The 21,106-nt window shown below is 70.4% G+C and carries 20 protein-coding genes; 14 read left to right on the top strand and 6 right to left on the bottom strand.

The features are described 5' to 3' along the window. Positions 1–171 precede the first annotated feature (171 nt). The 7 genes from ACWGDX_RS35920 to ACWGDX_RS35890 all read left to right on the top strand — a co-directional run bounded on the left by ACWGDX_RS35920 (position 172) and on the right by ACWGDX_RS35890 (position 8,157). The gene (locus tag ACWGDX_RS35920; RefSeq protein WP_453632536.1) at positions 172–1,155 is read left to right on the top strand and encodes a glycosyltransferase family 2 protein; all 984 of its coding nucleotides are present in this window, start codon (positions 172–174) and stop codon (positions 1,153–1,155) included. A 182-nt stretch (positions 1,156–1,337) separates the two neighbouring features. Beyond that, positions 1,338–2,837, top strand: a complete 1,500-nt coding sequence (locus tag ACWGDX_RS35915) for a DUF6056 family protein (RefSeq protein WP_453632534.1) — start codon at positions 1,338–1,340, stop codon at positions 2,835–2,837. A 94-nt stretch (positions 2,838–2,931) separates the two neighbouring features. Further along, entirely contained in the window at positions 2,932–3,570 is a 639-nt protein-coding gene (locus tag ACWGDX_RS35910) for a DUF6629 family protein (protein WP_453632532.1), read from the top strand. Between the two features lie 153 nt (positions 3,571–3,723). Further along, positions 3,724–4,068 (top strand): hypothetical protein, encoded by a 345-nt coding sequence (locus ACWGDX_RS35905; RefSeq protein WP_453632530.1) that lies wholly within the window; start codon positions 3,724–3,726, stop codon positions 4,066–4,068. A gap of 203 nt (positions 4,069–4,271) precedes the next feature. Then, on the top strand, positions 4,272–5,033 hold the full coding sequence (locus ACWGDX_RS35900) for a beta-glucanase (protein WP_453632528.1): 762 nt from the start codon (positions 4,272–4,274) through the stop codon (positions 5,031–5,033). A 253-nt stretch (positions 5,034–5,286) separates the two neighbouring features. Next, positions 5,287–7,218 (top strand): glycoside hydrolase family 15 protein, encoded by a 1,932-nt coding sequence (locus ACWGDX_RS35895; RefSeq protein WP_453632527.1) that lies wholly within the window; start codon positions 5,287–5,289, stop codon positions 7,216–7,218. A 210-nt stretch (positions 7,219–7,428) separates the two neighbouring features. Continuing rightward, complete coding sequence (locus ACWGDX_RS35890) at positions 7,429–8,157, top strand: VOC family protein (protein WP_453632525.1); 729 nt, start codon at positions 7,429–7,431, stop codon at positions 8,155–8,157. Positions 8,158–8,210: 53 nt separating this feature from the next. Here the strand turns inward: ACWGDX_RS35890 and ACWGDX_RS35885 are convergent, their stop codons facing one another. After that, complete coding sequence (locus ACWGDX_RS35885) at positions 8,211–9,347, bottom strand: DUF475 domain-containing protein (RefSeq protein ID WP_453632523.1); 1,137 nt, start codon at positions 9,345–9,347, stop codon at positions 8,211–8,213. A 146-nt stretch (positions 9,348–9,493) separates the two neighbouring features. Here ACWGDX_RS35885 and sthA point away from each other — a divergent pair, with 146 nt between their 5' ends. The 6 genes from sthA to ACWGDX_RS35855 all read left to right on the top strand — a co-directional run bounded on the left by sthA (position 9,494) and on the right by ACWGDX_RS35855 (position 15,926). Beyond that, a complete protein-coding gene (sthA, locus tag ACWGDX_RS35880; protein ID WP_453632521.1) occupies positions 9,494–10,897 on the top strand; it encodes a Si-specific NAD(P)(+) transhydrogenase in 1,404 nt (467 codons plus the stop codon). Between the two features lie 612 nt (positions 10,898–11,509). After that, the gene (locus tag ACWGDX_RS35875; protein ID WP_453632519.1) at positions 11,510–13,219 is read left to right on the top strand and encodes an ATP-binding protein; all 1,710 of its coding nucleotides are present in this window, start codon (positions 11,510–11,512) and stop codon (positions 13,217–13,219) included. A gap of 2 nt (positions 13,220–13,221) precedes the next feature. Next, positions 13,222–13,632: a roadblock/LC7 domain-containing protein gene (locus ACWGDX_RS35870; protein ID WP_363083428.1), complete on the top strand. Its 411-nt coding sequence runs from the start codon at positions 13,222–13,224 to the stop codon at positions 13,630–13,632. Continuing rightward, complete coding sequence (locus tag ACWGDX_RS35865; RefSeq protein ID WP_453632517.1) at positions 13,629–14,000, top strand: DUF742 domain-containing protein; 372 nt, start codon at positions 13,629–13,631, stop codon at positions 13,998–14,000. Before ACWGDX_RS35870 ends, ACWGDX_RS35865 begins: the two co-directional genes overlap by 4 nt. Continuing rightward, entirely contained in the window at positions 13,978–14,586 is a 609-nt protein-coding gene (locus ACWGDX_RS35860; RefSeq protein WP_453632515.1) for a GTP-binding protein, read from the top strand. Before ACWGDX_RS35865 ends, ACWGDX_RS35860 begins: the two co-directional genes overlap by 23 nt. Further along, complete coding sequence (locus ACWGDX_RS35855; protein WP_453632513.1) at positions 14,583–15,926, top strand: cytochrome P450; 1,344 nt, start codon at positions 14,583–14,585, stop codon at positions 15,924–15,926. The genes ACWGDX_RS35860 and ACWGDX_RS35855 overlap by 4 nt, the downstream gene beginning before the upstream one ends. Before the next feature lie 22 nt (positions 15,927–15,948). Here ACWGDX_RS35855 and ACWGDX_RS35850 read toward each other — a convergent pair whose 3' ends face one another. From ACWGDX_RS35850 to ACWGDX_RS35830, 5 genes are all read right to left on the bottom strand, one after another. After that, positions 15,949–16,710 (bottom strand): amino acid ABC transporter ATP-binding protein, encoded by a 762-nt coding sequence (locus ACWGDX_RS35850; RefSeq protein ID WP_453632511.1) that lies wholly within the window; start codon positions 16,708–16,710, stop codon positions 15,949–15,951. Then, complete coding sequence (locus tag ACWGDX_RS35845) at positions 16,707–17,600, bottom strand: amino acid ABC transporter permease (protein ID WP_453632510.1); 894 nt, start codon at positions 17,598–17,600, stop codon at positions 16,707–16,709. The genes ACWGDX_RS35850 and ACWGDX_RS35845 overlap by 4 nt, the downstream gene beginning before the upstream one ends. Then, positions 17,597–18,487: an ABC transporter substrate-binding protein gene (locus tag ACWGDX_RS35840; protein WP_453632508.1), complete on the bottom strand. Its 891-nt coding sequence runs from the start codon at positions 18,485–18,487 to the stop codon at positions 17,597–17,599. The genes ACWGDX_RS35845 and ACWGDX_RS35840 overlap by 4 nt, the downstream gene beginning before the upstream one ends. A 216-nt stretch (positions 18,488–18,703) precedes the next feature. Then, positions 18,704–19,231, bottom strand: coding sequence for a hypothetical protein (locus ACWGDX_RS35835; protein ID WP_453632506.1), 528 nt, complete (start codon positions 19,229–19,231; stop codon positions 18,704–18,706). A 240-nt stretch (positions 19,232–19,471) separates the two neighbouring features. After that, positions 19,472–20,470 (bottom strand): helix-turn-helix transcriptional regulator, encoded by a 999-nt coding sequence (locus ACWGDX_RS35830; RefSeq protein ID WP_453632504.1) that lies wholly within the window; start codon positions 20,468–20,470, stop codon positions 19,472–19,474. Positions 20,471–20,627: 157 nt separating this feature from the next. Here ACWGDX_RS35830 and ACWGDX_RS35825 point away from each other — a divergent pair, with 157 nt between their 5' ends. After that, the gene (locus ACWGDX_RS35825) at positions 20,628–21,050 is read left to right on the top strand and encodes a VOC family protein (protein WP_453632502.1); all 423 of its coding nucleotides are present in this window, start codon (positions 20,628–20,630) and stop codon (positions 21,048–21,050) included. Positions 21,051–21,106: the final 56 nt, after the last annotated feature.

Raw genomic sequence — 21,106 nt, 5'->3', positions numbered from 1 at the left:
TCTCAGCGGGATGGACGCCATGCCGCCGCGACGCTTGAGAGGCAGATCGATAAATTCTATGGTGCGGATTACCGGACAGCCGCTTCGAACAACACTCCTGGGACGGTGGGTATTTCATCCAGACCGACACGGATCGAACACCCGTATTACGGGACATGGAATGGGATGACCATGCTTCAGGTATCAATCGTCGTACCGTGCTTCAATGAGAGCGAGGTGATCGGGACCTTTCATACGGCATTGGTGACCGCCCTCGAACCGACCGGGCAGACGTTTGAGATCTGCTATGTGGACGACGGCAGCGGCGACCGGACAGAACAGCGACTGCGTGAACTCGCGGGAAGCGATCCACGGGTCCGTTACACCTCGTTCAGCCGCAATTTCGGCAAAGAAGCCGCCATGCTCGCCGGACTGCGTATGTCCCGGGGCGAGGCCGTGGTTCTGATGGACGCGGATCTCCAGCATCCCCCCGAGCTCGTCCCCCGCATGCTGGAGTTGCACCGGCACGGATACCACCAGGTGGTGGCGCAGCGCGACCGGGCGGGCGAAGGCGTCCTGCGCACCGCGCTCAGCCGTCTCTACTACCGGCTGGTACGCCGCTGCATGGATGTCCAAGTCGTGGACGGAGCAGGGGACTTCAGACTCCTGTCCCGCCATGCGGTGGACAGTGTGCTGGCACTGCCGGAGAGCAACCGCTTCTCCAAGGGGATCTTCTCCTGGATCGGCTTCGAGACCGTGAGTTTCACCTACCGCAATGTGCGACGGGCCGCCGGGACATCCAAATGGGGCGGCCGGAATCTGCTGAACTACGGTATCGACGGACTGCTCTCGTTCAACAGCCGACCGCTGCGTCTGGCGATCCACACCGGCCTCTGGCTCTTTCTCTCCGCGCTCCTCTACGCCTTCTGGATCATCGCGAATGTCGCACTCAACGGGGTCGACGCGCCCGGTTTCACCACGCTGATGACGGCCATTGTGGCACTCAGCGGAATCCAGCTCGCGACGCTCGGCGTCATCGGGGAATACGTGGGGCGGATCTATCACGAGACGAAGCGCCGTCCGCACTATGTGGTACGGGAGACGGACGAATCCCGCGCGTCCGTACGCGGCCGCCCCTCCGCGACCTCCATCGGGCAGGCGCGCTCGGAGGGTTGATTCCGGCCATCCTCGTCCGGCCACGTGCCGACGACGGTTCGAATCACGTGCGAAAGGCAGTGGTGTACATGGCCGCGGGCGCTTCGAGCGTCGCCATCCCGAGACAGCAGGGCGGGAAATCCCGCCGAGAACCGGACAACGGCCGCGAAACATTTGTACGTTCACCGATCAAATTCTGGGTGATGGTTCTCCTGCCACTGCCACTCGCCCTTCTCGGCACGGCTTCCTGGCTCGGCGGTTATGTCCGGCCCAGTGCTGACGAGTGGTGTTTTCTGCCCACGGTGCGGGACAACGGTATTTCCGGGCTGGTCGAGAAGTTCTATACCGTGGACAACGGACGGGTGGGCAACGGTCTGCTGGTGGGGCTCTCCACCAAGTCCGGGGCCACCGGCCACCAGTGGTTCGCTCCGGTCAGCGCCGTGGTGGTGCTGGGTGTGCTGTGGGCGGTGACCGGTCTGCTGCTGCGCGCGGCAGGACGGACGGCGCCGCGCGGCGTCCCGCTGCTCGTGGCGTCCATGGTCACGGTGGTCTTCCTGCTCGCGACCCCCAACACCTACAAGACGTTCTACTGGCCCGCCTCCTCCGTCTCGCACACGATGGCACCCGTCCTGGCCTGCGCCGCCGCGATTCCGCTCCGGTGGGCACACGCGCGTACGGCCAGGGCCGCCGCCGTCGCCACCGCGTTCATGGCGGGATGCTTCGTCGGCACACTCTCCGAGGAGGCGTCGGCCGTCGCGCTGGTGGTGCTCACGGCCGTTCTTCTGCTCAGCGGCGGAATCCTCACCGCTCGGGTACGGGGGTACGCGCGCGCCTGGTGTCTGGCCGGCCTGACCGGTACGGGGGCCGGCGCACTGGTCCTGCTCACCTCCCCCGGATCGCGGAACCGCCGCGAGCGGTTCGGCGCGGGAACCGCCTCGGCGGTCGCCCCCGACTCACTGCTGGAGTCGCTGCGCGCGTTCCTGGAGATCCTCGGCACCGTCCTGACGACGTGGCAGTATCTGGGGGCGGTCGCGGTGGGCGTGCTGCTCGGTCTCTGCGCCGGTGCCGGAGCGGGGGGCGGGCGCGGGGCGGGAGGCGCTCCGGCGCTGCTGCCCCGCCGGCCGCTCCTCCTGGTCTTCGCGGGCACCCTCACCTTCCTTGTCGCCGGATACCTCTGCACCGTGATCGCCTATCCGCTGTTCGGCTCCCGTGTGACCGGCGCGTCGCGCACCTGGAACGACTACCTCCTGCTGTATGTACTGCTGCTCACGGGCACCGGTGTCCTGCTGGGACGCGCCTGCGTACGAGGACAGGCACGGGCACGGGCACAGGCACGGGCGCGGACACGGAACGGAGGCCGGGGCCGGGGCCGGCACCGGGAGGGCCGGGGCCGACGGGCGTGGCCGACGGCCCTGACGGCGGCGGCCGGTGCGGCGGTCTGCGGAGCTGTCTGCTTCCAACTTGCCTCCCCGCTCGGACAGTTGGGCCATGACATACGGGTACGGGCCGAGCGGTGGGACCGCCAGGACCTGCGGCTGCGCACCGAGGCGGCGCGGGGCGCGCGGATCGTCCCGTACACGCGGCTGCCGATCAGCGGGATGGGGGAACCGTTCGGCGGCCCGGGACCACGGACCTGGCCGGCCGGGTGTGTCGCCGACTACTACCACCTGGAGCGGATCACCGACGCGCGGCGGCTGCCCTGAGCAGCGCGACCGGCGCAACTGACGAGGCGTCAATTCCGAGTGGTCCTCATTCTCTCCGATTCTCCGATTCCTTCGAGTCATCCGGGACGGTCCCATGTGCTGGAGCGCGACAGCCGATCTCGTGGCGGGCACCGGGATCACCGTGGTCGGGGCGGTCTGTGTGGCGCGGGTGCGGCATGTCCGCGATCTGCCGCTCGCCGCGCTGCCGCTGCTTCTCGGACTCCATCAGGGCATCGAGTCCGTCGTCTGGCGGAGCGGTGGGGGAACGGGGCCGGCCACCCTGGTCTGGGCCGTGATCGCCCTGCCCGTGCTGGCGGTATGGGTGCCGCTCGCCGTGCTGCTCGCCGCGCCGCCGGAAGCACGGCGCCGGCTGGCCGTTCCGTCGCTCGCCGGAGCGGCGACCGCCGCGGTCCTCGTGTACTGCCTCGCCACCCGGACCGTACGCGCCGAGATCCGCGGTCACACCCTCGGCTACGCCGTCGACGTTCCGTACGCGCCTCTGGTCGTCGCGGGCTATCTCGTCGCCACCCTCGGATCGCTGCTTCTCGGCGGAGATCCGTCCGTGCGGCTGCTGGGCGCGGTCGTCACCTGCGGAGCGCTCCTCTGCGCGCTGCTGTGGCGGCTGGAGTTCCTCTCCACCTGGTGCGCGCTCGCGGCGGTGGCGTCCGCCCTGATGCTTCTGCGGCTACGGCGGCCACCGAACGTCAACCCGGCGTCCCCAGCCGGGGGTTGAGCCGCCCACGGCCGACGGCGTACGGACAAGTCCGGCGCCCGGTGCGATGAACAGGACGGGCGGGTTCCCCGTATCACTCTGCGCACCCCGTGTGTGATGCCCGGCCTCACCGCCGGGGTGACCCCATCCCGAGACCGAGGACAGGACCAGCCCATGAACGACTCCGTCAACGCTTCCCTCCAGGCCCTTCCCGACGGGGAGGCCGAACTCCACCTGGTGGTCCGTCTGCCGTGGGAGGACGTCGCCGCGCTCGGGCAGGAGGCCGGGCGGCTGGCCGCGCAGATGCAGCGGCCGGTCGGTCTGGACGAGGCGGCGAGCCATCGGCTGCGTTCCCGCTCCACCACCCACGCGAAGCCCGCGCAGGACTGGCCCGTCAGCGCGCCGTCCACCGTCTCGGCGCTCACGGCGCGTACGCCGGGGGAGCACGCCCGGCAGGCGATCGAGAAGATCAACGGTACGGGCGGCGCGGAGGCGGGCACCGCGCAGACATCCGCCTGAGCACGGTCCGTCCGCCGCCCGGACGGTGCCACCTGGGAGGGACGGTCCGAACTGAAGGTCGGCCGTGTCCCCGTGCCGCGTCACTCGCGGCGCCCGCCCCGCCTCTCTAGCATGGAGAACGTCCGTGTCTCCGGGCTCCCCCGGCGCGCGGCCGGGGGCCCGTCCGCCCCGAGACGGCCTCAGCTCCGGGGAAGAAGGACGCCATGAGCCACCGAGGGTCCGCGCTTCTGGAGTGGCTCACCCAAAAGCTCAGGCCCCGGCCCAGGCCCTCCGTACCGGCTCCCGGCGGCCCGCCTCCCCGCAACGGTCCCCTCTGCTTCACGGCCGACTTCTCCTCCGAGGACCAGTGGGTCGCGGGCCGCACCTGGGCCTATCCGGACGGCGGCCCGACCAACCCCGGCGACAACAAGCTCGACCATCTCGTGCCCGACGCCGAGTACAGCCGCACCGGCACCTTCCGCGCGACCCGCCGCCCCGACGGCAACTGGAACACCGGCCTGCTGACGACCGAGGAGAGCGCGGAGGGCTTCACCGTCCGGACCGGCGACATCCTGGAGACCCGGGTACGGCTGCCCACCGAGCCGGGAGCCTGGCCCGCGATCTGGACCTGGCGGGACGGCGGGAACGAGATCGATGTCTTCGAGTACCACCCCGACAACCCGGACCTGCTCGAACTCTCCAACCATGTGAGAGGCGGTCAGCGCTACTACACCCACTCCTCGATCCGGCCCGGCGCCCAGGTCGATCTGCGGGTCGAATTCCGGTCGGGGTCCGTCGTCTGGTGGGTCAACGGCCGGCGCGCCTACTCCGACGGGCGGGGTGTGGGCCGCGGCTGGCACGCCTCCCTGATCGTGAACCTCTCGGTCTGCGCGGGCCGCTACCACCCCGCCCCGGACCCGTCCGCCACGGCCATGTCGTACGAGGTCGACTTCCTCCGCGTCCACCGGCCCGGTTTCCTGACCTAGGGCCTCTCGTTTGGATCTTGCTGGGCTCGCGTGCCCTGGCACCGCGCCTCGCCGCGTTGTCGTCGGTCGCCTACGCTCCGCGTGGGCTCCCTCCTCCGCCTTGCGATCCACAGCACCAGCCCCCGCTCCCTCATCCAGCCAGACCCAAACGAAAGACCCTAGGCCCGGGGCCGCTTCCCCGGTCCGCTCTCCGGAGCCGCGCACCGGTTCCGCGCGTAGGGACCGCGCACCGGTTCCGCGCGCAGGGACCGACATGCGGGGGCGCGACCCGTGGGCGAGACTTGGCGGGGTGAAACGTGATGATCAGGATGATCAGGACACCGCCGCCCCGGGCGACCCGGCCGAGGGCTATCTGCCGATCGCCGAGCACGGTCTGATCGGGGATCTGCGGACTTCCGCGCTCGTCGGGACCGACGGACGCATCGACTGGTTCTGCGCCCCCCGCTTCGACTCCCCCAGTGTCTTCGCGTCCCTGCTCGACAAGGAGCGGGGCGGCTTCTGGGACATCGCGCCGGTGTGCGACTCCGCCACCCGCAACCAGTTCTACTTCCCCGACACCAATATCCTGATCACCCGGATCCTCACGGCGGACGGCATCGTGGAGGTCCAGGACTTCATGCCGATCGTGCGGGAGCGGGACACCCAGCACCGGCAGCGGCTGGTGCGCCGCGTGGTCAATGTCCGCGGCCGGATGCGGCTCGGGGTCCGGATCGCGCCGAGGCTCAACTACGGCCGCGACCGGCACCGGCTGGAGCGGATCCCGGACGGCGTACGGTTCGTCGGCGACTCCCTGACACTGTGGCTGCGGTCGTCCATCACGCTGGACCTCGACGCCACCGACGCCCACGCGGAGTTCGACCTCCCCGAGGGTGGGACGGCGCTGTTCGACCTGGAGACGGCCGGCGGATACGACGGTTCCACCACCGAACCCGATCCGTGCGCGGTCGACGCGGTCGCCGCCGAGTCGCTCTTCGAGTCCACCGTCGCCTTCTGGCGCCGCTGGCTGAGCCAGTCCACCTACACCGGCCGCTGGCGCGAGATGGTCCACCGCTCCGCGCTCACCCTCAAGCTGCTGACGCACGAACCGTCCGGTGCCATCGTCGCCGCGCCGACCCTCGCCCTGCCCGAACAGGTGGGCGGCTCGCGCAACTGGGACTACCGGTACGTATGGATCCGCGACGCAGCGTTCTCCCTGTACGCCCTGCTGCGGCTGGGCTTCACCCAGGAGGCGCAGGGATTCATGGACTGGCTGACCGACCGGCTGCACGGCGCGGAGCCCGACGGCGGCGGGGGCCCGCTGCGTGTCATGTACTCGATCGACGGACACGACACCCTCCCCGAGGAGGTGCTCGGGCATCTCGACGGGTACCGGGGCTCGCGCCCGGTCCGTACCGGCAACAATGCCAGTATCCAGCGCCAGCTCGACATCTACGGCGAACTGATCGACTCGATCTATCTGTTCAACAAGTACGGCGTGGGCATCTCGCACGACAGCTGGACCGATCTGTGCGACATCCTGGAATGGCTGATGGTGCACTGGGACACCACCGACGAGTCCATCTGGGAGACCCGGGCGGGGCAGCAGCACCACACCTACTCACGGCTCATGTGCTGGGTCGCGGTCGAACGTATGATCAGGATGGCCCGTCAGCGCGGGCTGCCCGGGGATCTGGGCCGCTGGATGTCGGTCCGCGATCAGATCTACCGCCAGATCATGGCGCGCGGCTGGAACGCGCGTGAGCGTACCTTCGTCCAGCGTCTCGCCGCCGAGGACGGGCAGGAACCCGCGGACATCCTGGACGCCTCGCTGCTGCTGATGCCCATGGTCAAGTTCGTCTCGCCGGTCGACCCGCGTTTCCTGTCCACCGTCGAGGCCATCGGCAGGCGGCTGGTGGTGGACAGCCTGGTGTTCCGGTACGACCCCGAGCAGGCCCCCGACGGGCTGACCGGTACCGAGGGCACCTTCTCGATCTGCTCGTTCTGGTGGGTGGAGGCGCTCGCCCGTACCGGCGATGTGGAACAGGCACGGCTGGCGCTGGAGAAGATGTTCACCTACGCCAACCATGTGGGTCTCTACGCCGAGCAGATCGGGCTGACCGGCGAGCACCTGGGCAACTTCCCGCAGGCGTTCACCCATCTCGCCCTGATCAGCTCGGCGATCAATCTCGACCGCGCGATGGGCTGAGCGCGCCGGACCCCCGCCGTGCCGGGCGCGTTCCGTCCCCACTGTGGCCGGGCTGTTCCGGAATGCGCCGCGGCGGGGCCCGGGGAACCATGACAGAAGGGGGCCGGCCCGTCCGACCAGGCGGAACGGAAACGGAACGGAACGGAGTGGACGAGAACCATGCCGGTGACACGACACGCGGTGCTAGGGGCCCCGTGCTGGGTGAGTCTCATGGCCCGCGATCTCCGGGGCGTCCAGAACTTCTACGGCAGGGCGCTCGGCTGGACCTTCCGGCCGACGACGCTGGGCGACGAGTTCCGCGTCGCGCTCGCCGACGGATTCGCGGTCGCGGGTATCGGGGCGCTCGCGACCAGCCTCCAGGCCGCGGTGGCCTGGACCCCGTACTTCCTGGTGGACGACGCGGACACGGCCGCCGCCCGCGTCCGGGAGCGGGGCGCGACCATCGCCGTCGGCCCGCTCGCCATGCCCACCGGCCGCGCCACCCTCGCCGCCGACCCGGACGGCGCCGTGTTCGGGTTCTGGGAGGGGGAGACCATCCCGGGCTGGTCCGTGGGGCGGGGCAGCGGGCCCGCCCGGCTGGAGCTGCGGACGAGGGACGCCTTCGCCGCCGCCATCTTCTACGGACAGGTCCTCGTCTGGGGCTCGGACGAGCGGGAGAGCTGCGAGGTGCACTACGAGGACCATCAGGTGATGGTGCGCGACGGCACGCACACGGTCGCCGCGCTGCGCGGCGGAGCCGTCGAGAGCGCCCCCGACCCGCAGATCCGGCCCCGCTGGCATGTGTACTTCCGGGTGCCCGACGTGGACAGCGCCGTGGTGGCCGCGTCCGCCGCCGGGGGCGTGGTCGTCGCTCCGCCGGCGCCCTCCGGCTCGGGGGGCCCGGGGCGGGAGGCCACCCTCCGCGACCCGGACGGCGGGCTGTTCACGATCACCGGCTGAACGAGCGGAGGCGGCGGCCGGCCCGCCGGGCGGGCGGGCGGCCCGCCCCGTCGTCATCCCGTGGTGTCCAGCGGGCGGGCCTTCGCGGCCTCCCGCGCGATACGGGCGTTGCGGCGTACCGAGGACCAGAAGGACCAGCCGATCAGCACGACACCGACGAGACCGGTGATGAGTTCGCTGATCTGGTACTCGATGGTGACCAGGAGGATCACGGCGAGCGCGCCGATCGCGTAGTGCGCGCCGTGCTCCAGGAAGACGAAGTCGTCGAGGGTCCCCTGCCGGACCAGATAGACGGTGAGCGACCTGACGTACATGGCGCCGATACCGAGGCCGAGGGCCATCAGCACGATGTCGTTGGTGATGGCGAAGGCGCCGATGACACCGTCGAACGAGAACGACGCGTCGATGACCTCCAGATAGAGGAAGGTGAAGAACGCGGCCTTGCCGGTGAGCGCGACCACCGCGCCGTTCGAGCCGCCCCGTCTCGCGCGTGCCTTCTCCTCGGCTTCCTCGGCTTCCTCCTCCTCTTCCTCGATACGGTTCTCGAAGAAGGCGGAGAGCCCGGCGACCACCAGATAGGTGATGAGTCCGGCGACTCCGGCGGTCAGCACCGTCTGGGCCTTGTCCGCGTGTCCTCCGCCGTGCTGGTGGGCATGGGTGGCCACCGTCATGGCGGCGACGACCAGCACGATCAGCGCGATGCAGACCGAGAGCGTCTCGACCTTGCCGAGCTTGGCCAGGGGCCGCTCCAGCCAGGTCTGCCAGGTGATCTCCCGCTCCTGGAAGATGAAGTTGAGGAAGATCATCAGCAGGAAGATCCCACCGAACGCGGCGATCGCCGGGTGGGCGTCGGTCACCAGCTGCTGGTAGCGGTCCTTGTCGTCGACCGCCAGTGTGACGGCCTGGACGGGGCCGATCCTGGCGGTGATCGCGACGATCAGCACGGGGAAGACGAGCCGCATCCCGAAGACCGCGATCAGCACACCGACGGTGAGGAAGATCGTCTGCCAGAAGGCGCTCATCCGCTTCAGGATCCCGGCGTTGATCACCGCGTTGTCGAAGGAGAGCGAGACCTCCAGTACGGCCAGGATCGCGACGAGCCCGAGCGCGGCCCATCCGTCGTAGAGAGCCCCGGCGGCGAGACCGGCCGCGGTGACGAGAAAAGCCCATCTGAACGTCTTCAGAACCACTGCGTGGTCATCCTCCCTGGTACGGAGGCCCCCGCCGGGCGACCGCGCGAGAACTCACCGTAAATGATCGTTGTCCGGGCCGGTCCGCCGCATCGGCTGCCGGGCCCGCCCTTCCGGGAAGCACCCTCGGCTGACAGACTCCTCCCGTGCCCGACTTCGACATGCTTGTCATCGGATCAGGACCGGGCGGCCAGAAGGCCGCCATAGCAGCGGCCAAACTCGGCCGGCGGGTCGCCGTCGTCGACCGGCCCGACATGGTCGGCGGCGTCTCCATTCATACCGGAACCGTCCCTTCCAAGACACTGCGGGAAGCGGTGCTCTATCTCACCGGGCTGACCCAGCGGGATCTGTACGGCCAGAGCTACCGGCTCAAGGAAGAGATCACCGTCGCGGATCTCACCGCCCGTACCCAGCATGTGGTCGGCCTGGAGGTCGATGTCGTACGCAACCAGCTCGCCAGGAACCAGGTGACCCTGCTGTCGGGCACCGGGCGGTTCATGGACGACCACACCGTCGCCGTCCGGGACCTCTCCGGGCAGGACCGTCTGCTGACCGCCGAGCACATCGTCATCGCCACCGGCACCCGCCCGGCCCGCCCGGCGAGCGTGGAGTTCGACGACCGTACGGTCCTGGACTCCGACAGCGTGCTGAACATGGAGAAGGTCCCCCGCTCCATGGTGATCGTCGGCGCGGGTGTCATCGGCATGGAGTACGCGTCGATGTTCGCGGCCCTCGGCAGCAAGATCACCGTGGTCGAGCAGCGTGACGGAATGCTCGACTTCTGCGATGTCGAGGTGGTCGAGGCGCTCAAGTACCGGCTGCGCGATCTGGCGGTGACCTTCCGCTTCGGTGAGACGGTCGCGGCGGTCGAGCGGCATGAGCAGGGCACGCTCACGGTCCTGGAGAGCGGCAAGAAGATAGCCGCCGACGCCGTGATGTACTCCGCGGGCCGGCAGGGTCTGACCGATGAGCTCGACCTCGACAGGACGGGGCTCTCCGCCGACAAGCGCGGCCGGATCTCGGTGGACGAGCACTACCGCACCGAGGTGCCGCACATCTACGCCGTCGGCGATGTCATCGGCTTCCCGGCGCTGGCCGCGACCTCGATGGAGCAGGGACGGGTGGCCGCGTACCACGCCTGCGGCGAACCGGTGAACGCGATGCACCACCTCCAGCCGATCGGGATCTACACCATTCCGGAGATCAGCTTCATCGGCCGGACGGAGGACCAGCTGACCGACGCGCGGGTGCCGTTCGAGGTCGGGGTCGCGCGCTACCGCGAACTGGCGCGCGGTCAGATCGTCGGGGACGCGCACGGCATGCTGAAGCTGCTGGTGTCACCCGAGGACCGGCGGCTGCTGGGGGTGCACTGCTTCGGCTCGGGCGCGACGGAGCTGATCCATATCGGCCAGGCCGTGATGGGCTGCGGCGGTACGGTCGACTACCTGGTGGACGCGGTGTTCAACTACCCGACGCTCGCCGAGTCGTACAAGGTCGCCGCCCTGGACGTGACGAACAAGATCCGCCAGACCGACCGTATGAGGCGCTGAGCGCCGACGGACGGCGGGCGGCGGGCGGCCCCGGTTGGCGGTGTCAAAATCCGCCACCTCGGCCAGGCCCCCGTCCGCCCGGGGCCGAAACCGGCAATCCGTACGGGTGGGGTCCGGCCCGCGCCATGGAGTCCGAGCGGTCCGGCCGACCTGTCCGGGGGTACGGGCAGGTCCGGCCCGTACCGAGCGCCGGCGGCGACGCGCGCCCCGAGCCGTCCCCCGGTGTCCCCCGGTGTCTTCCCGCCCGCAACGGTGTGCCGCGACCGCCGTCCGCTCCGCGGGACAGACGGAGTCTTCATTGACATGCACGCGACATCCGTCCTGCCGGGGACGGTGTCCGGCGCACTCGGCAATAGGTAACGGCCGTGACCGCATGTGGCCGGGATATGACATCGAGTGAGGACGCCGGTTATACGATCCCCCAACAGCGTCCGGTGAAGAGGTAGTTCTACCCATGATCAAGCCGTATGTCCGCGCCGAGGCCGAAGGGGCCCGGCGCCCCACGCCTGTACGTCCGGCGCTCATACCGGCCCTCCACCGCCTTCGCCGCCCGTGACCTCCCCCGGGTGAATTCAGCCGGACCACGTTTTTCAGCCAACTCGAAGGTTCTCCATGGCACGTTCCCCCGCGCCCTCGCCCCTGTCCCGCCTGTCGTCATGGCCCTGGCCGGCGGCGCTCGCCGTCACCGCGGCCGCGCTCGGTACGGCGGTGTTCTCCCTCGCACACGTCCATATCGCCGCGGCCCTGGCGTACGGCGTGGTCGCCGTGCTGGTGCTCACCGCCCTGGTGAATCTGCGCGGCCGGCAGCAGCACGCCGAGACCGCCGCGGACCGCCGCGAGGCCGACTGGCACTCCCGGCTGGAGCAGCAGGCGGAGCTGGTACGGAAGGAGGTCGAGCATCTCGTCAAGGAGCGGCTGCCCGCCGCGCTCAGCAGGACGGACGTCCCGGAGCCGCCGCACCGCGGCGAGCGGCCCGCGGAGCCGGTGGCGCGGTGGTTCGACCGGCTGCTGGCCGAGGTCTCCCGTTCGGTCGAGCACCGTGAGGAGTCGCAGCGGCTGGCGCTCGTCGAGCTGGCGAGCCGCGTCCAGACCTCGGCGCACCGGATCCAGGCCGCGGTGACGGGGCTGGCCGACCGCTATCCCGGCGACGCCGATCTGCTGGAGACCACCATGCGGGTGGACCACGCGGCGACCCAGCAGGCCCGGCACGCCCAGAGCCTGAAGGTGCTGTGCGGCGAGTGGCCGGGCCAGCAGTGGCAGAAGCCGCTGGCGCTGGTGGATGTGGTCCGGGCGGCGTCCGGCCGGATCGTGGCGTACCGGCGTATCGAGGTCACCGGCGACCCCGACATCGGTGTGCGTCCCTCGGTGGTCGAGCCGCTGGTCCATCTGCTGGCCGAGCTGCTCGCCAACGCCACGGAGTACTCACCGCCCCGGACGAATGTGCCGGTGACCGTGCGTACGGTGCAGCGCGGCGCGGTCATCGAGGTGGACGACGGAGGGCTCGGCCTGGACGAGTACCGGCTCGCGGAGGCGCGCGAGATCGTCTCCGGACGGCGGCTCCTGGGGGTCGGCGAGGTCGGCGAGATCCCGCAGACGGGCTTCGCGGTCGTGGGGCGCTTCGCCGACCGGCACGGTTTCCATGTCGACCTGGGGCCGTCCCCGTACGGCGGGGTCCGCGCGGTGGTGCTGGTGCCCTCGGAGGTGCTGGAGACGCTCGCCCCCGCGGGTACCACCGTGTCCGTACGGTCCGTGCCCCGGCCCGCGCCGGCGCCCGAGGCGGCGGGCGCCGGCACGCCCGCCCCCACGACCACCGTGGCCGGTATCCCGGTGCGCCGGGCGCCCTCGGCCGCCGTGTCCGCACCGGCGTCCCCCGCACCCGCCCTGTCCGCACCGGCCGTCCCCGTGTCCGCCGTGTCCCACCCGGTGACCCCCGCCCCCGTGACCCCCGTTCCCCCGACCCCGACCCCGGTGACCCCCGCCCCCGTGACTCCCGCCCCGGTGACCCCCGGCCCCGCGCAGCCTGACCCGGTGACTCCCGGCCCCGCGGTCCCGGACGCCCCGCGGACCGGAGCCGGGACACCCGGGGGTCCGCCGCGGGCCGACCGCCGGCTGCCCCAGCGCCGTTCGCGGCGCGGTGAATACACTCCCGTGGCCGAGGCGGCCCCCACCGCCACACCACCGCCGGGCACACCGGAACAGGCCGGTGACTGGATGGAGCAGTTCTTCGAGGGCGGCCGTCCCGGCGCGCCGTCCTCCTCCCTCCCGAACGAGGGCCACGACTGGCCCTCCTCCCCCACACCCGAACCGGAAGGACTGAACTGAGCATGAGTTACGTGGAGAACCCGGAGCAACGCGGGTGGATGATCGCCGATGTCGCCGTGGTGCCCGGGGTGAGAGAAGTGATCGTCTTCAGCGCCGACGGACTGCTGCTGGCCAGCTCCGAGGGGATGAACCGCAACTCCGCGGACCGGCTCTCGGCGAACTGCTCGGGGCTCCAGTCCCTCGCCCGCAGCCTCGGCAGGGAGTTCGGCGAGGACGGCGGAGCCGTGCATCAGCAGATGGTCGAGTTCAACGGGGGGTTCCTCTTCATGCGCAGCGCGGGCGGCGCCCATCTCGCCGTGGTGACGGGCCCGGTGGTGGACCCGAAGCTGGTCGCCCGGCAGATGCAGGCGCAGGTACTGAAGATCGGCGCGGGAAATCTGAGCAGTCCGCCGCGACAGGAATCGGCTCGGTGAACAGTCCGGAGGACGAGGGGGAGTACGGCTCAGGAGCCTTACGCCCCTATGTGATCACCAAGGGACGCTCCCGGCCCTCGCGGAACACCGTGGGGGTCGAGACCCTGCTCATCGCGGCCGACCCGCCGTGCGAGCTGCCTGTCTCCGCGACCCGCGAGGAGCGCGCCCTTGTACGGATGTGTGAGCGGCTGCTCTCGCTGGTGGAGGCGTCCGCCCATCTCGAACTGCCGGTGAGCCTGGTGAAGGTGCTGGCTTCCGATCTCGTCGACAGCGGCCATCTGGCGGCGCGCTCCGGCGTCCCCCAGGCCGTGCGGCCCGACCCGCAATTGCTTCAGGAGGTACTGGATGGTCTCCGTCGGCTCCGCTGACCGCTATTTGCCCGACACTGTCCAGCAGGCTGTGAAGATCCTGGTGGTGGGCGCGTTCGGCGTCGGCAAGACCACACTGGTCGGCTCGGTCAGCGAGATCGAACCGCTGCGCACCGAAGAGGTGATGACGGAGGCGAGTGTCGGCGTCGACGATCTCGCCGGGATGTCCACCAAAACCACCACCACGGTCGCCATGGACTTCGGCCGGATCACGCTCAACTCCCGTCTGGTCCTCTATCTGTTCGGCACTCCCGGACAGCGGAGGTTCTGGGATCTGTGGGAGGGCCTGGCGGAGGGCGCGCTCGGGGTGCTCGTCCTCGTCGACACCCGCAGGCTGGAGGACAGCTTCGACGTACTGGAACAACTGGAGCTGCGCGGGCTGCCGTTCGCGGTGGCGATCAACCAGTTCCCGGACAGCGAGGAGTACGCGACCCGGGAACTGCGCCGCGCGCTCGACCTGCTGCCGGACACGCCCGTGGTCCTGTGCGACGCGCGGGAGCGTGCCCCGTCGGTGGACGCGCTGATCAGCCTGGTCGAGTATGTGTCCGCCGCCGGTACGGTGCGTACCAAGGAGCCCGCCTCATGAGCCACTCCCCGCCGCCCTCACCACCCTCCTCCCTCCCCCCGGCCGCGTCCTCCTCAGCCTCACCTGCCTCACCCGCCTCATCGGTCCCGCCGCCCTCACCGCCGCCCGGCTGTCCCGCGCACGGCGACCGTACGGAGCTGTTCCCGCTCTCGTCCGCGACGGGCGCGGCCGAACCGCGCGAGGTCTACCGCGGTCTGCGGGAGCGGTGGGGCACCGTCGCCAGGGTGGAGCTGGAGCCGGGTGTGCCCGCCTGGCTCGTGATGGGCTACCGGGAGTTGCTGACCGTCACCCGTCAGGAGCAGGTCTTCTCGCGCGACGCCCGCAACTGGCGCGATCTCAACGACGGTGTGGTCTCCCCTCGGTCGGGACTGCTGCCGATGATGGCCTGGCGCGCCAATGTCATCGGCGCGGACGGCCCCGAGCACCGCCGGCTCCGCCAGCCCCTGGACGACGGTGTCGCGCGGATCGACCAGCGCAAGGCCCGCCGTCAGGTCGAGTCGGTCTGTACGGAGCTGATCGCGGAGTTCTCCCCGCACGGCCGGGCCGATCTGGTGAGCGAGTACGCGGCGATCGTGCCGCTGCTCTCCATCGCGTCCCTGTTCGGGCTGGACAGCGCCGAGGGCCAGGAGCTGCGGCGCGCGCTGGTGGCACTGTTCGGCAGCGCCGACGACTCGCAGGACGGCAACCGCCATTTCCAGGAGATCCTGGTCGACACGCTGTGCGAGCGGCAGCTCAATCCGGCCGACGATCTGACGACCGCGATCATCCACCATCCGAATCTCCGCACCGACGCGGAACGTCTTCAGTCGATGGTGGTGATGATCTCCTCGGGCACGGAGGGCGTCAACGCCTGGATCTCCCACGCCCTGCGGCTGATGCTCACCGATCCCCGGTTCGCGGCCCGGCTGCACGGCGGCCGGCTCGGTGTGGACGACGCGCTGGACGAGGCGCTGTGGCGCGATCCCCCGATGAACAACATGCCCGCCCGGTACGCGCTGCGCGACACGGAGCTGGGCGGCCGTCATATCCGGCGCGGCGATGTGCTGATCCTGGGGATCGCCGCCGCCAACGACGATCCCGCGATCCGGCCCGACGAGGCGGGCGAGCCGGGCAACCGCGCGCATCTCGCGTTCTCCGCGGGTCCTCATGTGTGCCCGGCGCAGGTGCCGGCGCGGCTGATCACCCGTACCGCGGTGAACACCGCGCTGCATCTGCTGCCCGACATGAGGCTCGCCGTCCGGCCCGAGGAGGTGAGCTGGCAGCCCTCCCCCTGGACACGGGTCCCCGTCTCCCTGCCCGTGGAGTTCTCCGCGGCGCCGCGCCGACCTGGACCCGTATGAGACGCCGGGGTCCGGGGGCAGGTCAGAGACGGCCCGCTTCGACGATCCGCCGCAGGAACCGCTTCGTACGCTCCTCCCGAGGATCGCCGAAGACCTCCCGCGGTGTGCCGCGCTCCAGGACCACCCCCGCGTCGAGGAAGCAGATCTGGTCGGCGACCTCCCGGGCGAAGCCCATCTCATGGGTGGCCAGCACCATCGTCATCCCGTCGGCCTTGAGATCCCGTACGACCGAGAGCACCTCGCCGACCAGTTCCGGGTCGAGCGCGGCGGTGATCTCGTCGAGGAGCAGCAGCCTCGGGCGTACGGCCAGGGCCCTGACGATCGCGGCGCGCTGCTGCTGGCCGCCGCTGAGCCGGTCCGGGTACTCCCGCGCCTTGTCACCGAGACCGAGGCGGTCCAGCAGTTCCCCGGCCCGCTCCTCCGCCTCCTCGCGCGGGACACCGAGGACCCGGCGCGGCGCGAGGGTGATGTTCTGCAGGACCGTCATATGCGGGAACAGGTTGTACGACTGGAAGACCACCCCGATCCGGCGGCGCACCGCGTCGGGGTCGGCCCGTGGATCGGTGATCTCCTCGCCGTCGAGGAAGATCGCCCCGTCGTCGATCTCCTCCAGCAGATTGGCGCACCGCAGCAGGGTCGACTTGCCGGAGCCCGAGGCGCCGATCAGCGCCGTCACGGTGTGCGGCGCGACATCGAGGGTGACATCGCGCAGGACGACCCGGTCCCGGCCGAAGGTCTTGCGTACGGACTCCAGGCGCAGCACGGGGGCGTCTGCGGTGGTCATACGGTTCCTCCCTGTGCGCGTCTGCGGTCCATCCGGGCGGTGACCCAGTCGGTGAAGCGGGTCATCGGGATCGTCAGCGCGACGAAGACGAGGCCCGCGACCACGTACGGCGTGTAGTTGAAGTACTTTCCCGCGATGATCTGGGCGGCGTAGACGGCGTCGACGGCCCCGGCGATCGAGACCAGTCCCGTGTCCTTCTGGAGCGACACCAGATCGTTCAGGAGCGGCGGCACGACACGCCGTACGGCCTGCGGGAGCACCACGTACCGCAGGGTCTTGGCGCTGGACAGCCCCAGCGAGCGGGCCGCCGCCCGCTGCGAGGGGTGTACGGACTCGATGCCCGCCCGGAAGACCTCGGCGACATACGCGGAGTAGGTCAGCACGAGCGCCGTGCCGCCGAGCACCACGGGGTCCGTGGTGACGCCCTGGAGCCTGAGCGCGGGTACACCGAAGACGACCATCAGCAGACAGATGATCAGGGGCAGTCCGCGGAAGAAGTCGGTGTAGGCGGTGGCCAGCGCCCGGATGGGGAAGAAGACCGGGCCGCGCAGGGTGCGGGCGACGGCCAGCAGCAGTCCGAGGACGAGGACGGCCACCCCGCAGACCGCCAGCAGCCGCAGATTGAGCAGCAGACCGTCGAGGACCTGGGGCAGCGCCATCCGGGCGTACTCGGCGCTGAAGAAGGTCTCGCGGGTGCGCTGCCAGCCGGGCGAGCCGGTGATGACGAGGAAGAGGACGACGCCCGTCACCAGGGTGGAGAGCGCGGCGACGGCGGTGGCGCGGCGGGCACGGGCGCGCTTGTACCGCTCGCGTTCGAGCCGTCGCGCGGACGGTGTGTACCCGTCCGCGCCACCGCCGCCCTTCTCGATGGGGACGGTGTTCGAGGTCACTTGAGCACCGGCGCGTCCACCGCGTCGGACAGCCACTGCTTCTCCAGCGCGGCGAGCGTGCCGTCCTCGCGCAGCCCGTCGACGGCCTGGGTGACACAGGTCGTGAGCGCGCTGCCCTTGTCGAGGACGAGACCGAACTGCTCGGCCGTGCCCGCCGAGTTCGCGAACTGGCCGACGACCTCGGCGTCCGGCACCTCGGCCGAGGTGATGTAGAAGGCCGTGGGCAGATCGACGACGATGGCGTCGACCTGGCCGTTGCGCAGCGCGGACTTGGCGAAATCGTTCTTCTGGAAGACGGCGGGCTGCTGCGTCGGTTTGATCACTTCATTGATCGTGTCCAGGCTGGTGGTGCCGACCTGGGCGCCGAGCTTGGCCCCCTTGAGGTCGGCGGCGCTCTTCGCCCCGGCGTACGGGGACTTCTTCAGCGCGACAACGGTCTGGCGCACCTCGTAGTAGCCCGAGGAGAAGTCGACGGCCCGCTTGCGCTCGTCGCTGATGGAGACCTGGTTGATGTCGAAGTCGAAGTTCTTCTCGCCCGGCGCGAAGGAGTTGTTGAACGGGACGGTCTGCCAGACGACCTGGTCCTTCCCGAAGCCGAGTGCCTTGGCCACGGAGTACGCGACGGCGGACTCGAATCCCTTGCCGTTCGCCGGGTCGTCGTCCTCGAACCAGGGCGCGTAGGCCGGTTTGTCCGTTCCGACGGTCAGCTTGCCCTTCGTCTCCGTCGCGAGGGTGGCCGCGTCGCAGGAGGACGCGCCGGAGGGTGCGGAGGCGGGCGTGGAGGCGGAGGACTCGTCCGACGACGACGTCTCCTGCGGCGCGCACCCGGTGGCGGCGACGGCGAGGACGAAGACGGCGGGGAGAAAGCTTCGGGCGGTGAGGTGCATGGCGGGAGACTGACACCGCGCGGGGGTATCTGTCGAGATCACAGCGTTGCGATCGTATGAAATCCGCCGATGCGTCGCGGTCGCGAGGTTTGAACACTCCCCTCATGGATTCCGAACCCGTCCTCACACCCCCTCGCCGCGGTCGGTCCAGCCGGACTGGCGGGACGTTCGGGTAGGTGCCGTGGTGTGGGGCCGCCCTCGGTCAGGGGGTGACGGTCAGGGGGTGACCATGAGTGCCTCGATCGACCGGTTCGCGCCCGTCGTGCCGACCGTGACGCGGCCGCCCGCCACCCAGCCCTGCCAGCCGTAGCCGCTCAGGTGCGCGTTGGCCGCCACGCTTCCGCCCTGGGTCTGGAACTCGACGGCCTCGATCGGCAGGGACTGGCCGGTGGTGCCGATCTCCAGGGTCGCGTTGTCCCCGACGCAGATCCAGGACTGCCAGCCGATCGTGGAGACGTGCGCACGCGCGCACAGACCGGACATGCCGGCCGTGACGAATCGCAGCGCTTCGACGGCCCTGCCCTCGCCCGTGGTTCCCGCCGTCGCTCCGTTGCAGGAGTACGCACCCTCCCAGCCGATGCCCGCGACGTGCGCCTGGTAGCAGACCAGGCGGTTGGCCGCGGCCTGCGCCGGGCCCGCGCCCGGCTGCCCGCTCCCGGCGGCCTGGGCGGTGCCGGTCCCGACCAGCGAGCAGCCGAGAGCGAGCAGGGCGCCCGCGAGAGCCATCGTCGGTGACTTGCGCATGGGTCATCCCCTCCCGGGGGTCGGCATGGCTTCGACAACCAGCGGCAGTGCGTGCCAAGGATGGGCAACCGCCCTCCACACGGTCAACACCGCGTGCACGGCCGCTCACCGTCTGGCCGGAATCGGGCAAACCCGCGGGAGGGGCATCCACGACCGGTTCACGCGCGGGCGCTTGGCCTACGGGGGCCGATCGGCGTACGGCGGCCGGACCCCGGCCTGCGGCGTGGTGAGGTTCTGTTCTCACCGCGCCGGGCCGGTCTCCGGTCCTGTGGTGCGGGCGGCGTGGGCGTAGCGGGCGGCGAGGTCCCCGAACGCGGTGGCCAGTTGGGGTGGGCCGATGACTTCGATATCGGTGTCGAAGCGGCCGATGGTGGCGGCGAGTCCGGTCCATGACCAGGAGCCGAGGATGAGCCGACAGTGACGGGAGCCGAGTTCCTCGACGATTCCGTCCTGGGCGAAGGGCGCGACATCGGCGGCCGGGAGGCGGAGGATGACTTCGCCCTGGCAGGGCCAGTCGGTGACGGTGCCGTCGTTGCCGCGGAATCGGCCGGTGACGAAGGTGGAGACATTGCCGCCGGGGAGGTCACGAGGGGTGAAGCGGGGGCCGGTGGGTGTGCGGGGCCGGACGCGGTCGACGCGGAAGGTACGCCAGTCCTCGCGGTCGAGGTCCCAGACCACGAGGTACCAGCGATGACGCCAGGTGACCAGGTGGTGGGGTTGTACGCGGCGGACGTCATCGGCCGGGGTGCTTGGACCCGGGGCGTAGTCGAAGCGCAGTTCCTCGCGGGCGTGGATGGCGCGGCTCAGGTCCACCAGGACCTGGGTGTCGACCCGAGGAGTGTCGCGGGCCGCGGGCGGTGGGACGGCGGTGACGCGCAGCAGGTCGATGCGGTGGCGTAGGCGGGGTGGGATGACCTGGCGGAGGGTGGCCAGGGCGCGGGTGGCGTCTTCGGCGACGGTGGTGCCGGCGGCCGCGGTCTGCAGTGCGACGGCCAGGGCGACGGCCTGGCCGTCGTCGAACAGCATGGGTGGCATGTGAGTGCCGGCCTCCAGGCGGTAGCCGCCGGCCGGTCCCTTGACGGTCGTGACCGGGTAGCCGAGTTCGCGTAGGCGGCCGATGTCACGCCGCACGGTGCGCGAGGTGATGTCGAGACGCTCGGCGAGATCCTCGCCGGACCAGTCACGGTGCGTCTGAAGCAGCGAGAGCAGCGCGAGCAGCCGGGAGGAAGTCTTCTGCATGAGATCCATTCTTCCCGCAGTACAGGACAGATCCTGTCCTCTACCTCCGCCATGGTGGCGTATGAGCCGTTCGGGAGGCGTCGCTCCTGGTCGGCAGCCGCCACTTGGACTTGGACAGTCGGCGGCGTATCCGTCACATCGAGGCAAGGAGCAGGTCATGTCCGTCACGACCACCACTCACCTGAACTTCCGGGGCACCGCACGTGAGGCGCTGGACTTCTACCGGTCCGTCTTCGGCGGACGCACTGTCGCGGTCACCTACAAGGACGCGGGCGCCGTGCGGAACGAGAGCGAGGCGGACTGGGTGATGTGGGGCGAGGTGGCCGGCGACAACGGCTTCCACGTCATGGCCTACGACGTGCCGTCGCGACTGCCCTGGAACCAGGGCGAGAACCCGTTCTTCGTCTCCGTACGCGGTGACGACGCCGAGGAGATCAGTGCCCTGTGGGGCAAGCTGGCCGAGAGCTCGACCGTCGTGCGTCCGCTGGAGCCCGCGCAGTGGGCACCGCTGTACGGCATGCTCACCGACCGCTTCGGCGTCACCTGGGTCCTGGACGTCACCGCCCCGTACAACGGCTGAGCCGGCCGGCTGACACGCCCGCGCCGTCCGGACCGCCGCAGCCGCACGGGCGGCCC

This window comes from Streptomyces sp. NPDC055025 (assembly GCF_053608565.1).
The sequence above is the reverse complement of the archived record's forward strand: the minus strand, read 5'-3'. Positions and strand labels throughout refer to the sequence as shown.